This is a genomic window from Primorskyibacter aestuariivivens, from assembly GCF_028023675.1.
GTDB lineage: Bacteria > Pseudomonadota > Alphaproteobacteria > Rhodobacterales > Rhodobacteraceae > Marinovum > Marinovum aestuariivivens.
In genome coordinates, this window is sequence record NZ_JAQIOZ010000012.1 from 126,854 (window position 1) to 141,923 (window position 15,070).

The window sequence follows — 15,070 nt, forward strand, 5'->3', positions numbered from 1 at the left end:
GGCCTGTTGACCAATATCGAACAAGTCTCGGCAGGACGCCTGCCGAGCAATGATCAAAGCCCCCGGCAGGACCGGGGCACTTCGAAGGAAGGACACACCCGATGACCAAATATGATGCAGACTGGGTGCGGGCCGAAGAGGCCAAGCGGCAATGGATGGAAGAGAACAGCCTGTTCCGTGAGGAGCATGAGCACTCGTCCTGTGGCGTTGGCCTTGTGGTCAGCATGGATGGCAAGCCCGCACGCAAGGTGGTCGAGGCGGGCATCGACGCGCTGAAAGCGATCTGGCACCGTGGTGCCGTGGACGCGGATGGCAAGACCGGCGATGGCGCGGGCATCCATGTGCAGATCCCCGTTCCCTTCTTTTATGATCAGGTGCGCCGCACCGGGCATGAGCCGCGCGCCGATGAGCTGATGGCGGTTGGGCAGGTGTTTCTGCCTCGCACGGATTTCGGCGCGCAGGAGACTTGCCGGACCATCGTGGAGACCGAAGTGCTCCGCATGGGGTACTATATCTACGGTTGGCGGCACGTGCCGGTGGACATCACCTGTCTTGGGGAAAAGGCCAACGCAACCCGCCCCGAGATCGAGCAGATCCTGATTTCCAACTCCAAGGGCGTGGATGAAGAGACGTTCGAGCGTGAGCTTTACGTCATTCGCCGCCGGATCGAGAAAGCGTCGGCCGCTGCAGGCGTCAAGGAGCTGTACATTGCATCGCTGTCCTGCCGGTCGATCATCTACAAGGGGATGATGCTGGCCGAACAGGTTGCCGTGTTCTACCCGGACCTGATGGATGAACGGTTCGAGAGCGCCTTTGCCATCTACCACCAGCGCTATTCCACCAACACTTTCCCGCAATGGTGGCTGGCCCAGCCGTTCCGGATGCTGGCCCATAACGGCGAGATCAACACTCTCAAGGGCAACCTGAACTGGATGAAAAGCCATGAGATCCGCATGGCCTCGGACGTGTTCGGTGACCTTGCCGACGACATCAAACCGATCGTGCCGCAGGGTTCGTCGGATTCGGCCGCTCTGGACGCGGTGTTCGAGGTGATGGTGCGCGCGGGCCGCTCGGCGCCGATGGCGAAAACCATGCTTGTGCCGGAAAGCTGGTCCCAGCAGGCGGTGGAACTGCCCCAGGCGTGGCGCGATATGTATTCCTACTGCAACTCGGTGATGGAGCCGTGGGACGGTCCCGCCGCGCTGGCCATGACCGATGGCCGCTGGGTCTGCGCCGGTCTTGACCGCAACGGTCTGCGCCCGATGCGTTATGTGGTGACGGGCGACGGGCTGGTCATCGCTGGGTCCGAGGCCGGGATGGTTCCCACGGATGAATCTACCGTTGTTGAAAAAGGCGCGCTTGGCCCCGGTCAGTTGCTGGCTGTGGATATGCAAGAGGGTGCGCTTTACCACGACACCGAGATCAAGAACAAACTGGCCGAGGCCCGTCCGTTCGGTGAATGGGTCGGCAAGATCAATGAGCTGGATGATGAACTGAACGGTGTCACGGAAACGGCGCTGTTCGAAGGCGAAGACCTGCGCAAGCGGCAGATCGCGGCCGGTTACAGCGTTGAGGAGCTTGAACAGATCCTTGCGCCCATGGCCGAAGATGGCAAAGAGGCGCTGGCCTCGATGGGCGATGACACGCCGTCGGCGGTTCTGTCCAAGAAATACCGCCCGCTCAGCCATTATTTCCGCCAGAACTTCAGCCAGGTGACGAACCCGCCGATTGACAGCTTGCGCGAATACCGCGTGATGAGCCTCAAGACCCGGTTCGGCAATCTCAAGAACGTGCTGGATGAAAGCTCGTCCCAGACCGAAATCCTCGTGCTGGACAGCCCCTTTGTCGGCAATGCGCAGTTTGAAAAGCTGATGTCGCAGTTCAGTTCGGACATGGTGACCATTGATTGCACCTTTGATGCCGATGGTGGTCAGGGCGCGTTGCGCAAGGGGTTGGAGCGTATCCGCTCCGAGGCCGAAGATGCGGTACGCTCCGGCGCGGGGCATATCGTGCTCACCGATGTGGATGTGAGCGCGGACCGGATCGGCATGCCGATGATCCTTGCCACCTCGGCGGTGCATTCGCATCTGACGCGCAAGGGGCTGCGGACCTTCTGTTCGCTCAATGTCCGGACGGCGGAATGTATCGACCCGCATTACTTTGCCGTGCTGATTGGGGCCGGGGCCACCGTGGTCAACGCCTATCTGGCCGAAGACAGCCTTGCCGACCGGATCAACCGGGGCCTGCTTGACGGCACGCTGACCGAGAATGTCGCGCGCTACCGCGAGGCGGTGGATCAGGGTCTGCTCAAGATCATGTCCAAGATGGGCATTTCGGTGCTGTCCTCCTATCGCGGCGGTCTGAATTTCGAGGCCGTGGGCCTGTCCCGCGCCATGTGCGCAGAATACTTCCCCGGCATGCTGAGCCGTATCTCCGGGATTGGTGTGAGCGGCATCCAGAAGAAGCTGGAAGGAGTACACGCGCTCGCCTTCAAGGCCGGGCAGGACGTTCTGCCGATCGGTGGGTTCTACAAGGCGCGTAAATCCGGCGAGACGCACGCATGGGGCGCGCAGAACATGCATATGCTGCAAATGGCGTGCAACAACGCGTCCTTTGCGCTCTGGAAGAAATATAGCCAGGCGATGCAGGCCAATCCGCCGATCCATCTGCGCGACCTGCTTGCGGTCAAGCCGCTGGGCGAGGCCGTGCCGATTGAGCAGGTGGAAAGCGTGACTGCGATCCGCAAACGTTTTGTCACGCCTGGGATGTCGCTGGGCGCGCTGAGCCCGGAGGCGCATAAGACGCTGAACGTGGCGATGAACCGGATTGGGGCGCGTTCGGACTCTGGCGAGGGCGGCGAAGACCCGGCGCATTTCGTGCCGGAACCCAATGGCGACAACCCGTCGGCCAAGATCAAGCAGGTGGCCTCGGGCCGGTTCGGTGTGACCGCCGAATACCTGAACCAATGTGAAGAGCTTGAGATCAAGGTCGCTCAGGGCGCCAAGCCCGGTGAGGGTGGTCAGCTGCCCGGCATGAAGGTCACCGACCTGATTGCCCGCCTGCGCCATTCGACCAAGGGCGTGACGCTGATTTCGCCGCCGCCGCACCACGATATCTATTCCATCGAGGACCTGGCGCAGCTCATCTACGACCTGAAGCAGATCAACCCGACGGTGAAGGTCTGTGTGAAGCTGGTGGCGTCCTCGGGCGTGGGCACGATTGCCGCCGGTGTGGCCAAGGCCAAGGCGGATGTGATCCTGATCTCGGGCCATAATGGCGGCACGGGCGCAAGCCCCGCCACCTCGATCAAATATGCGGGTCTGCCGTGGGAAATGGGTCTCACCGAGGCGCATCAGGTGCTGGCGATGAACAACCTGCGCGAGCGGGTGACATTGCGGACCGACGGTGGATTGCGCACCGGGCGTGACATTGTCATGGCCGCGATGATGGGGGCCGAGGAATACGGCATCGGCACCGCCGCGCTGATCGCGATGGGCTGTATCATGGTGCGCCAGTGCCAGTCGAATACCTGCCCGGTTGGTGTCTGCACGCAGGACGAAAGCCTGCGCGCGAAGTTCACCGGCAATGCGGACAAGGTGGTGAACCTGATTACCTTCTATGCGCAGGAAGTGCGCGAGGTTCTGGCCTCGATCGGGGCGCGCAGCCTCGATGAGGTGATCGGCCGGGCGGATCTTCTGACGCAGGTCAGCCGCGGGTCGGACAATCTGGACGATCTGGATCTCAACCCGCTGCTGATCACCGTGGATGGGGCCAAGGACATCACCTATGACCGCAACAAGGCGCGCAACGCGGTGCCGGACACGCTGGATGCTGAGATTGTGCGCGATGCCAAACGCTTCCTCGAAGATGGCGAGAAGATGCAGTTGCAGTACTCGGTGCAGAATACCCACCGCACCGTAGGCACGCGCACGTCGAGCCATATCGTCAAGAATTTCGGCATGCGCAATGCGTTGCAGCCCGATCACCTGACGGTGAAGCTGCAGGGCTCTGCGGGTCAGTCGCTGGGGGCCTTTGCGGCACCGGGTCTTAAACTGGAAGTGGCCGGAGACGCGAACGACTATGTCGGCAAAGGCCTCTCGGGTGGCACAATTGTCGTGCGTCCGCCGATGGCCAGCCCGCTGGTGGCCAGGGAGAACACGATCATTGGCAACACGGTGCTATACGGTGCGACCGACGGGCATCTCTTTGCCGCAGGCCGCGCGGGCGAGCGTTTCGCGGTGCGGAACTCGGGTGCAAAAGTGGTGATCGAGGGCTGTGGCTCGAATGGCTGTGAATACATGACCGGCGGCATCGCCGTGATCCTTGGCTCGGTCGGCGCGAACTTTGGCGCGGGCATGACCGGCGGCATGGCATATCTCTATGATCCCAAGGGCGAGTCCCAACAACTGATCAACATGGAATCGCTGGTGACCTGTCAGGTGAAGGTGGATCATTGGGAGGCAGAGCTGAAAGGGCTGATCGAACGGCATCTGGAGGAAACCGGCAGCCGCGCGGCGGCCGATATCCTGCAGCATTGGGACACCGAGAAGGGCAATTTCCTTCAGGTCTGCCCGATCGAGATGCTCGACAAGATCGCTCATCCGCTGGGTATCGAAGACGCGGCGGTTCCGGCGGAGTAAGTTCCAAGCTTTTCAAAAGATCGAACGCGACGCTGAAAATGCGCCGCGTTTTTTTGTCCTTGCCCTGCAAGGTGTCTGGATTGCCATGAAATTGCAGTCCTTGGCGCATGATCTGCCGTTCGCCGCACGCGCGTCCACGGTGGTGCGCGTTGATGCCAATCGGCAATTTGGTCCATGCGTGACCGCCTGTCCCCAATGTTGATGCTTGCGTATCCTGGGCCGCCCCTGGCCTGTGGACATATTTTTGCGTCACATAAATGACGCACATAAATGCAGCAAAACCAACGCCTTTTAAGCCGCGGCGGGGCTTTGCCACATTTCCGCCACAAAGATAAAATTTAAGAAAATTGCAGTGACCACGAGACCGGCGAACAACGTCGGCGATGGTGTTTTGAGGCAGTCGAGCAGGTGGCATGACTGGGCGCAAAAGCGCCGTTTTGCCTGCCCGGCCGGGTTTCGGAGGCAGGCATGCCAACTAAGACATTGACGGCGCAACTGGTTAATGGCGATCCGTTTCTTGACGGCGGAAACATTAACCTCGTTACGAACCAGTTCGTGACGCTCGATTTTGATGAAATTGACAAGCTGCTTCATGATCCGGTGCCGGGCGAAACCATCACGGTCGACGGCGTCAGCGGCCTGACCTATGAGTTCCTGGGCTACGGTGACGTTCGGAATGATCCGCTGCAAAGTGCGGCGTTTATCCGGGTCCTGAACCCGGATGGCACCTATACAACCTTGGCCATCGATATGAATGCCGATGGCGATGCAACGCCCAACCTGACGTCCGGGAATACCAAGTTGACGGTGGCTAATCTGACCTCTGGGCCGGGTGAACCCTTTCCGTCCCCGGCCTGTTTCACACCGGGAACGCTGGTCGAGACAGATCGCGGTCTGCGGTTGATCGAAACGCTGGTCGTAGGTGATATGGTGCGAACACGCGATCACGGGCTGCAAGCGCTGCGCTGGATCGGATCGCAGGAGGTGACCGCGTCGGGGGCCTTCGCCCCAGTTGAATTTGCGCCCGGAGCAATTGGCAATTCAGTCAGCCTGATCGTCTCGCAGCACCACAGGATGCTCGTGACCGGATGGCGTGCGGAGCTGATCGCGGGAGAAGATGAGGTCTTTGTTCCTGCCAAATTCTTGGTGAATGGTCGCGACATCCGCCTGCGCGAAGGCGGAAGAGTCAGCTATATCCATATGCTTTTGGATCAGCATGATGTCGTGAAGGCAGGCGGCGTGTGGTCAGAAAGCTATTTTCCCGGCCATGCGGTAGGCCAAGAGGATGCGGGACTGCGCGACGAGATCATGCACCTGTTTCCGGAACTCTTCGCAAACTCGGTGCCGCATTTCGTGGCGCGTCCGGTTCTGCGCGGTTTCGAAGCCGCATGCCTCGTGGCGTGACGTGCAGAGTTCGGCTGTCGGATTCCTCGGCCTGTAATCGCGAAAGGTGATTCACGGCAATGGATTTAGCCCGTAATGTGCGGCCATGGCGCGTAAGACCACGGACGAAAAACTCAAAAAGATAAGGGGGCTGAAACCCAAACCGCGGCCCAAGCTGGGCCGCTGGGTTCGACGGCAGCTGTTGCGCGTGGTGAGCGTCGCATTCCTGCTGGCCGCCTTTGCGGTGATCCTGTTTGCCGTCTTCAATCCTCCGAAGACCTATTACATGCGGCAAGAGGCGGCGCGGCTGGGCGGGATAGACCATGTCTGGGTGCGCATGGAGCATATTGCGCCTGTGATGGCACGCTCTGCGGTCGCGGCCGAGGATGCGAATTTCTGCCAGCATTGGGGTTTTGACATGGGTGCGATCCGGGCGGCGCTGGCCGAAGGGGGGCAGCGCGGGGCCTCGACGATTTCTCAGCAGGTGGTGAAGAATGTCTATCTCTGGCAGGGGCGAAGCTGGTCGCGCAAGGCGCTGGAGGCGCTTATCACGCCGGTGATGGAGGCGGTCTGGTCGAAGCGGCGGATTTTGGAGGTCTATCTCAACGTGGCCGAGTTTGATGAGGGCGTCTTCGGGGTCGAGGCTGCGGCGCGCCACTATTTCGGGGTCGGCCCGGGTGAGCTGACGGCGGTTCAGGCCGCGCGGCTTGCGGCGGTACTGCCAAACCCAAAGGGCCGCTCGGCGTCACGGCCGTCTCCGGCGCTGCGCAGTCGGGCGGGACAAATACGTGACGGGGCAGCCACGATAGACCGGGATGGCCGGGCGGCGTGTTTCCAATAGGTGCTGAAATTTCTTGCACGGAATTCGGGTGCGCGAATTGGTGCCGGTCGCGCGAGAGCGGTTGAACTCCCCCCGGTTTCGCGGCAAAGAAGCAGGGCATTCCAGTCATCGTTGGACCCCATGGCCAAGCTTTTCCACGTTCCATTGTCCCCTGCCTGTCGCAAGGTGCGGCTGAGTCTTGCCGAGAAAAAGATCGAATGCGAACTGGTCGAGGAGCGGTATTGGGAACAGGATCCGGATTTCCTGCGCCGCAACCCGGCGGGCAAGGTGCCGGTGCTGCGGATCGACGGTAAGACCATGGCCGAAAGCGCGGCCATCTGTGAATGGCTGGAAGAGAAATACCCCGAGCCGTCCCTCATGCCGAAATCTGCGGATGCGCGGTACGAAGTGCGCCGTTTGGTGACATGGTTCGATGACAAATTCCACCACGAGGTCACCTCGAAGCTGCTGTATGAACGGGTGAACAAAAAGGTTCAGGGCGCGGGTTTCCCGGACAGCAAGAACGTCAAGGCGGGTGCCAGGGCGATCAAGTATCACCTGGATTACATGGCCTGGTTGCTCGACCATCGGAGATGGCTGGCCGGGGATGTGATGACGCTGGCGGATTTTGCCGCTGCGGCGCATTTGTCGGCCCTGGACTACATTTCGGATGTGGATTGGAACCGGTCGGCGGTGGTCAAGGACTGGTACGCCAAGATCAAGTCTCGCCCAGCCTTTCGCGGTATTCTGGCCGATCAGGTGCCCGGGTTCCCGCCGCCGCGCCATTACAACGATCTCGATTTCTGATACCAAGCGTCGGACCGGGGGGCAGCCCCGCTGCCATTGTCGCTCGGACCGATGGCGCGCCAATGGCAGGCCCCGAGGTGTTTGTGAACAGAAGAAGATATGGGGTTTGATCTGGATTTCGCGGCGCAGGTAAAGCGGGAAGCTCTGAAAATGGGGTTTTCCGGGGCACGGATATGTCGGCCAGATGCAGTCCCGCAGGTGGCCGGGCGGCTGGCGGCCTTTCTGGAGCGTGGCTACCATGGCCAGATGGGTTGGCTGGCGGATCGCGCGCATTGGCGGTGCGATCCCACCCAGCTCTGGCCCGAGGCGCGATCGGTGATCATGCTGGCCGAGAATTATGGCCCGGATCATGACCCGCTGGAGGTGCTGGAGCAGCGCGACCGGGCCGCCATCTCGGTCTATGCTCAGAACCGCGATTACCACGACGTGGTCAAGAAACGGCTCAAGCGGCTGGCGCGCTGGCTGGTGGCCGAGACGGGCTGTGAGCTGAAAGTGTTTGTTGATACCGCGCCGGTTCCCGAAAAGCCGTTGGCAGAGGCGGCGGGGTTGGGCTGGCAGGGCAAGCACACCAATCTGGTCAGCCGGGAGTTGGGGTCGTGGTTCTTTCTGGGGGCGGTGTTCACCACGCTGGACCTGGAGCCGGACGCACCGGAGCGGGACCATTGCGGGTCCTGCCGGGCCTGTCTGGATATCTGCCCGACCGATGCCTTTCCCGCGCCCTACCAGTTGGATGCGCGGCGCTGCATTTCCTATCTCACGATTGAGCATAAGGGGCCGGTGGATGAGGCTTTGCGCCCCCTGCTTGGCAACCGGATATACGGTTGTGACGATTGTCTGGCGATTTGTCCGTGGAACAAGTTTGCGCAACAGGCGACAGAGGTGAAATATCATGCGCGCCACGACTTGCGCGCACCGGAGCTGGAACGCCTCGCGCAGCTTGATGATCCTGCGTTTCGGGCGTTTTTCTCGGGCTCGCCCATCAAGCGGATCGGGCGCGGACGATTTGTACGCAATGTGCTCTATGCCATCGGAAACTCCGAAGATGCACGGCTCCTGCCTGTGGCCCAGACGCTGTGTGACGATGAGGATGCCGTTGTCGCCGATGCGGCGCGATGGGCGGCGGCGCGGTTGATGTCGTAAACAGGCAAGCGGTGTATGCCTTGGGCGCTATGTGCTGATCCGGGGTCAGCAAGGAGAGGCAAATGGCGCTGTGCTTGGGGGTGGATACGGGCGGGACCTATACCGATGCCGTCATCCTGCGTGATGAGGTCGAGGTTCTGGCCAGCGCTAAGGCGTTGACCACGCGGCACGACCTCTCCATCGGCATTGGTGAAGCGGTTGCCCGGGTTCTGAATGCGTCGCGCGTGACACCGTCGTCAATCGGGCTGGCGTCCCTGTCCACGACATTGGCGACCAATGCGCTGGTCGAGGGGCAGGGCGGGCGCATTGGCTTTGTTGCCATCGGGTTCCGAGAAAGCGATCTGGAAAAACACGGTCTGACTGCGGCGATGCGCGGCGATCCGGTGCTGCTGTTGCCCGGTGGTCATAACCATGCCGGGGGCGAGGCCGCGCCGCTGGACATGGCTGCATTGCAGGACTGGTTGCAGCGGCTGGATGCCGTCACTGGCTTTGCCGTGGCGGGGCAGTTTGCGACGCGCAACCCGGCCCATGAACTGGCCGTGGCCGAGGCGTGCCGGGCGCATGCGCCGGTGTCCATGTCACATGAACTGTCCGCGCGGCTGGGCGGGCCGAAACGGGCCATGACGGCGGTGCTGAATGCGCGGCTGATCGGTTTGACCCATCGGTTGATCGGCCGGGCCGAGGAGGCCTTGCAGGCACAGGGTATTCACGCGCCGCTGATGGTGGTGCGCGGCGATGGCGCGCTGATGTCAGCGGCACAGGCCAAGGCCCGTCCGATTGAGACGATCCTGAGCGGGCCAGCGGCCTCGCTTGTCGGCGCGCGTTGGCTGACCGGGGTCGATACGGCGCTTGTGTCGGATATCGGCGGGACCACGACGGATGTGGCGCTGCTCCGGGACGGAAAACCGGCGATTGATCCCGATGGTGCGCGGGTTGGACCCTATCGCACCATGGTCGAGGCCGTCGCGATGCGCACCCATGGGTTGGGTGGCGACAGCGAGGTTGCGATGATCGGCGACGGGCTGACCGGGGGCGTGACATTGGGGCCCCGGCGGGTCATCCCGGTGAGCCTGATTGCGAGGGACGCACCTGAGATGGTGCTTCGGGTGTTGGACGATCAGCTGCGCGCCGTGGTCCCCGGAGAACATGACGGGCGTTTTCTGCGCCGGGTCGAAGGAGTTGACACCGGTGCGCTCGAGACGCGCGAGGCGGCATTACTGGGGCGTATCGACGGGATTGTTCCGGTGCACGCCGCGTTGCGCAACCGAATGGACCAGGCGGCGCTGGGACGGTTGGTGGCGCGCGGGATCGTGCAGGTTGCTGGGCTTACGCCCTCGGATGCGGCGCATGTTCTGCGCCTCGTGGATGAGTGGGACCGGGAGGCCGCGGTAAAGGCCCTGCTGCTTATGGCGCGGCGCCGCGCGGGATCGGGCAATCGTCTGGCAACCGATGCAGAACAGATGGCGACGATCATTGTAAAACGTTTGCGCGACGACACCGGTTTGGTCCTTTTGGAAAGCGCCTTTGCAGAAGAGGCCTCAGGATTCGGGGTCACGCCTGCGGAACTGGCGCGGCATGTTCTGATGCAGCGCGGGTTGGATCGGCACCGGGGTCTTGTGCGGATCGATGCCGGGCTGAACGTGCCTGTCGTCGGGCTGGGGGCGTCGGCCGCAAGCTATTATCCTCAGGTCGGCGCGCGTCTTGGCTGTGACATGCTGCTGCCGGAACATGCGCCGGTTGCCAACGCGATTGGCGCGGTGGTGGGGCGCGTTTCGGTTCGGCGCGAAGGCAGCGTCACAGCGCCGTCAGAGGGGCGCTACCGTGCGCATCTGGAGACCGGCCCAGAGGATTTTGCCGAGGTGGATGAAGCCATGGCCCGCGTCGAAGGTGCGCTTCGGGCTGAGGCCGAAGCCGCGGTGCGTGCCGCCGGAGCGCAGGATATTCACATCACCGCAGGCCGTGACATCCGCAAAGCCGATATCGAAGCGCGCGAGATTTTCGTGGATGCGGTGATCCGGGTGGAGGCAAGCGGTCGCCCGCGTGTTGCGGTGCAGTGATGCCGGTCAGGCGTCCACGTCGTCCACATCCGCCTGACCCGAGAGCTTGCGGCGCACGATGGACCAGCTCAACCCGATAGACAGCACCACCGAGACCGCGAAAATGCCCAGCCAGATGTTGAGGTTCTGATTGTCGAGGGTGAGGATTCCCTTGTCATAGAGCACCCAGAGCAGCGCACCGACGATGGCGGCGACAAGGAACATGCCAAACGCGCCGATCGAGCGCAGCGTGGAGCGCAGGTAGACGATATACCCCACGACCAGCAAAAGACCGAACAGGATCACCATGGGCAGCTGCGCGTTATAGTTGGCGCTGGCCCATTTGACGTAATTGTACTCGGTCGGGTTGAAGGTCAGCGCGACCAATCCAAACGCGAACCCCCAGCGAAGCAGAAAACCCATGGAAACCTCGTGTGATTTTGTTGGGCAGGTTTACCGGAACATGGCCGCTTGTCCAGTTGTCGCGGCGATTTGGCCAGTGGGCCAAGCCGAATCCCGGTTCTGCGTCAAATTCGCGGTTTCACAGGGGCGTGCTTGCCGTTATATCGGCGCGGGTTTGACAGATACGTCAATCGAAGACTCATCGGAAGGGATGTGACATGGCCAATGTCGTTGTGGTCGGCGCGCAATGGGGCGACGAAGGTAAAGGCAAGATCGTGGACTGGCTCAGTGAACGGGCGGACGTGATCGCGCGTTTTCAGGGTGGCCACAATGCGGGTCACACGCTGGTCATCGATGGCAAGGTCTACAAGCTGCATGCGCTGCCCTCGGGCGTGGTGCGCGGCGGCAAACTGTCGGTCATTGGCAATGGCGTGGTGCTGGACCCCTGGAACCTGTTGAACGAGATCGAGACGATCCGCGCACAGGGGGTCGAGATTTCGCCCGAGACGCTGATGATCGCCGAGAATACCCCGTTGATCCTGCCCTATCATGGCGAACTGGACCGGGCACGCGAAGAAGCGGCCAGCAAGGGCACCAAGATCGGCACCACCGGGCGCGGCATTGGCCCCTGCTATGAGGACAAGGTCGGGCGTCGGGCCATCCGTGTGGCGGACCTTGCCGATGAGGCGACGCTGGAGGCGCGGGTGGACCGCGCGTTGCAGCACCACGATCCGCTGCGCAAGGGGCTGGGCGTCGAGGCGATTGACCGTGACGCGCTGATTGCACAGCTCAAAGAGGTTGCGCCGAAGATCCTCGAATATGCCGGTCCTGTCTGGAAGGTGATGAACGAGAAGCGCAAGGCCGGGAAACGTATCCTGTTCGAGGGTGCACAAGGCGCGCTTTTGGACATTGATTTCGGCACCTATCCTTTCGTGACCTCGTCCAACGTGATTGCGGGGCAGGCCGCGACAGGCGTGGGGATCGGGCCGGGCTCCATCGATTATGTGCTGGGCATCGTGAAAGCCTATACCACCCGCGTGGGCGAAGGCCCGTTCCCGACCGAGCTGGACGATGCCTATGGCCAGCGTCTGGGTGAGCGGGGCCATGAATTTGGCACCACCACGGGCCGCAAGCGGCGCTGCGGCTGGTTCGACGCGGCGCTGGTGCGCCAGACCTGTGCCACATCCGGCGTCAACGGTATCTCGCTGACCAAGCTGGACGTGCTCGACGGTTTCGAGACGCTCAAGATCTGCGTTGGCTACGAACTGGATGGCGACACGCTGGATTACCTGCCCACCGCGGCGGACCAACAGGCGCGGTGCAAGCCCGTCTACGAGGAAATGCCGGGCTGGTCGGAAACCACCGAAGGGGCGCGCAGCTGGGCGGACCTGCCGGCAAATGCGATCAAATATGTGCGCCGGGTCGAAGAGTTGATCCAATGCCCGGTCGCGCTACTGTCCACCTCGCCGGAGCGGGATGATACAATCCTCGTGACCGACCCCTTTGCCGACTGAGGACCCCATGACTGACAAACCCGGTCTCAGCTACAAGGCACGGCGGCGCTGGGCGCTGGTGATCCTGCTTGTTGGGCTGCCGCTTTACGTTGTGGCTGCGGTGACCGTGGTGAACATGCTCGACCGCCCGCCAATGGCGGTCGAGTTTCTGGTCTACGTGGTGCTTGGCGTGCTTTGGGCGTTGCCGTTCAAGTTCATCTTTCGCGGCATCGGTCAGGCCGATCCTGATGCAGGTTCAGACGGGCAGTCCTGAGCCGCGCCGTCTCAATCGCCAATGAGTTGGCAGATGCGCCGCACGGCGGCCGCATAGCCTTCGATCCCAAGCCCGGCAATCACCCCTTCGGCCCGAAGTGACACGTAGGAGTGGTGGCGAAAGCTTTCGCGCTTGTGCACGTTCGAGATATGCACCTCGATCACCGGTCCCTCGAAGGCGTTCAGCGCGTCCAGAATGGCAACCGAGGTATGTGTGAAGGCACCGGGATTGATGACGATTCCGGCCGCAGATTCACGCGCCTCGTGGATCCAGTCGATGATCTGGCCCTCGTGATTGGACTGTTCGGCACGAATGCCGACCCCCGCATTGCAAACCGATTGGCACAACGCGGCCACGTCTTCCAAGTTGTCGGAGCCGTAAATCTCGGGTTGGCGTTTGCCCAGCAGGTTGAGATTGGGGCCATTGAGGACAAGTATCGTTTTCATCGCGGGTTCCACTCCAAGTCTTTCCCTTCTGTAACGATGTGGCGCCCCCAGTGCCAAGCCCCGCTTTGTTTGATCTGCGTCAACGCTTCCCGCATGATGTATTCCATATATCGGATGTATCGCGCCGCTTTGCTGGCGGCGCCATCAAGGAGCGCCTCACATGACCCACTCAAGCGAAATCCCATCCGGGGACGCGGCCGCGCCGCGACTGGTCCATTTCCCGATACCGCTTTTTGCCTCGGTCATGGGTTTCGCCGGTTTGACCCTTGTTCTTCATCAGGCCGAACTGGTGTTCGGCTGGGGACATTGGGGCTCGACGCTCTGCCTGGCGCTCACGATCTTTGATTTCGTGTTGGTCGGCTTTTTCTATGTGCTCAAAGCCCTGCGCCATCCCGGGGCCGTGGTGGCGGAATGGCGCCATCCCGTCAGGCTGGCTTTTTTTCCGGCCATTTCCATTTCGCTTCTGCTGATCGCGACGGCATTGCGGCCCCATGCGTCAGGGCTGGCGGAATTTATCTGGCTCATCGGCGCGATTGCGCAGGGGGCCCTGACCCTTGCCGTGATCTCCGGTTGGATTGGCAAGCGGGCGTTTCAGCCCATGCACATATCCCCGGCCTGGTTCGTCCCCGCGGTCGGGAATGTGGTGGTCCCCGTGGCCGGGGTGGGCTTTGGTTATACCGAGGTCTCGTGGCTGTTCTTTGCGACCGGCATGCTCTTCTGGATTCTTTTGCTGACACTTGTCCTGAACCGGCTGATCTTTCACGATCCGCTGCCCGCCCGGTTGTTGCCGACATTGGTCATCCTGATCGCCCCGCCGGCCGTGGGGTTTCTGGCATGGCTACAATTGAACGGCGGTGAGATTGATGCGCTGGCCCGGATGCTCTTCTATGGGGCAGTTCTTTTTGCGGCGATTGTCTGCACGCAGATGCCCGGGTTCCTCAGGTTGCCCTTTGCCTTGTCATGGTGGGCCTTGAGTTTTCCGGTGGCGGCCCTGAGCCTCGCAGCTCTGAGATACGGAACACTCATCCAGCAACCGGGCATTGTCATGTTTGGTGCTGTGGGCGTGGCCCTTGTGGTCGTGATTGTCGTTGCCCTGACGGTCCGCACGATCCGGGCAGTCTTTGCGGGCCAAATCTGCGTACCCGAATAGGTGACTCGCTCATTCATTGTGGCTCCAAAGTCGTGGCATACAAGATATGGGCGGTATCACGACGCGAGTCGCCACGGGGGTCGCCGGCGACGAGATCAAAAGCGACGGCGGGGCCGGGCTACGGCGCCGGTCACCAATATAAGGTCTGAGTAAGTAGTTGAAAATTAATGATAATATATAAATGTGAAGTTTTTTTGATCTTTCTGCAAAAAACCTCTTGCGGATATTTGGGGGAAACTCTAGATACCCCTTCACCGGCGGCGCTGAGGCGCTACGGCGGGACGGACGGAACGGCGGGGCGATGCTTCGGAGTGAGGTCCGGAAGGAATTTGGGGACGAGATCGGGCGGGCGCGCCGAGTAAGTTAGGGCGCATCCGGTTGGTTTTTGTCTCTTGGGTTTAGGCCCGACGTTGTTTGACATTGCTAATATCTGAAGAGATATGCGGGCGGTTTGGTTCGTTTCGACGACTGAATGTCTG

General features: G+C 61.6%; 11 protein-coding genes. 9 read left to right on the forward strand and 2 right to left on the reverse strand.

Going from position 1 to position 15,070, the window contains the following annotated elements; genetic code table 11:
• Nucleotides 1-101 precede the first annotated feature (101 nt).
• The 6 genes from gltB to PGB28_RS13715 all read left to right on the forward strand — a co-directional run bounded on the left by gltB (nucleotide 102) and on the right by PGB28_RS13715 (nucleotide 10,847).
• On the forward strand, nucleotides 102-4,640 hold the full coding sequence (gene gltB, locus PGB28_RS13690; RefSeq protein WP_271422079.1) for a glutamate synthase large subunit: 4,539 nt from the start codon (nucleotides 102-104) through the stop codon (nucleotides 4,638-4,640).
• Between the two features lie 483 nt (nucleotides 4,641-5,123).
• A complete protein-coding gene (locus PGB28_RS13695; protein WP_271422080.1) occupies nucleotides 5,124-6,044 on the forward strand; it encodes a Hint domain-containing protein in 921 nt (306 codons plus the stop codon).
• Between the two features lie 85 nt (nucleotides 6,045-6,129).
• Nucleotides 6,130-6,864 carry a monofunctional biosynthetic peptidoglycan transglycosylase gene (mtgA, locus tag PGB28_RS13700; protein WP_271422081.1) on the forward strand — a complete coding sequence of 245 codons (735 nt, stop codon included), beginning with the start codon at nucleotides 6,130-6,132 and terminating at the stop codon, nucleotides 6,862-6,864.
• Between the two features lie 120 nt (nucleotides 6,865-6,984).
• Nucleotides 6,985-7,650 carry an FtsZ-binding protein FzlA gene (fzlA, locus tag PGB28_RS13705; RefSeq protein ID WP_271422082.1) on the forward strand — a complete coding sequence of 222 codons (666 nt, stop codon included), beginning with the start codon at nucleotides 6,985-6,987 and terminating at the stop codon, nucleotides 7,648-7,650.
• 99 nt (nucleotides 7,651-7,749) lie between these two features.
• Entirely contained in the window at nucleotides 7,750-8,790 is a 1,041-nt protein-coding gene (gene queG / locus PGB28_RS13710) for a tRNA epoxyqueuosine(34) reductase QueG (protein WP_271422083.1), read from the forward strand.
• 62 nt (nucleotides 8,791-8,852) lie between these two features.
• Entirely contained in the window at nucleotides 8,853-10,847 is a 1,995-nt protein-coding gene (locus tag PGB28_RS13715) for a hydantoinase/oxoprolinase family protein (RefSeq protein ID WP_271422084.1), read from the forward strand.
• 6 nt (nucleotides 10,848-10,853) lie between these two features.
• Here PGB28_RS13715 and PGB28_RS13720 read toward each other — a convergent pair whose 3' ends face one another.
• A complete protein-coding gene (locus tag PGB28_RS13720) occupies nucleotides 10,854-11,249 on the reverse strand; it encodes a DUF6524 family protein (RefSeq protein WP_271422085.1) in 396 nt (131 codons plus the stop codon).
• A 197-nt stretch (nucleotides 11,250-11,446) separates the two neighbouring features.
• Between PGB28_RS13720 and PGB28_RS13725 the strand changes: the two genes are divergently transcribed.
• Nucleotides 11,447-12,742 (forward strand): adenylosuccinate synthase, encoded by a 1,296-nt coding sequence (locus PGB28_RS13725; RefSeq protein WP_271422086.1) that lies wholly within the window; start codon nucleotides 11,447-11,449, stop codon nucleotides 12,740-12,742.
• A gap of 7 nt (nucleotides 12,743-12,749) precedes the next feature.
• Complete coding sequence (locus tag PGB28_RS13730) at nucleotides 12,750-12,995, forward strand: DUF2842 domain-containing protein (protein WP_271422087.1); 246 nt, start codon at nucleotides 12,750-12,752, stop codon at nucleotides 12,993-12,995.
• 11 nt (nucleotides 12,996-13,006) lie between these two features.
• On the opposite strand, the gene aroQ is transcribed toward PGB28_RS13730, so the two are convergent.
• Complete coding sequence (gene aroQ / locus PGB28_RS13735) at nucleotides 13,007-13,441, reverse strand: type II 3-dehydroquinate dehydratase (RefSeq protein WP_271422088.1); 435 nt, start codon at nucleotides 13,439-13,441, stop codon at nucleotides 13,007-13,009.
• A 160-nt stretch (nucleotides 13,442-13,601) separates the two neighbouring features.
• Between aroQ and PGB28_RS13740 the strand changes: the two genes are divergently transcribed.
• The gene (locus PGB28_RS13740; protein ID WP_271422089.1) at nucleotides 13,602-14,591 is read left to right on the forward strand and encodes an SLAC1 anion channel family protein; all 990 of its coding nucleotides are present in this window, start codon (nucleotides 13,602-13,604) and stop codon (nucleotides 14,589-14,591) included.
• Nucleotides 14,592-15,070 lie beyond the last annotated feature (479 nt).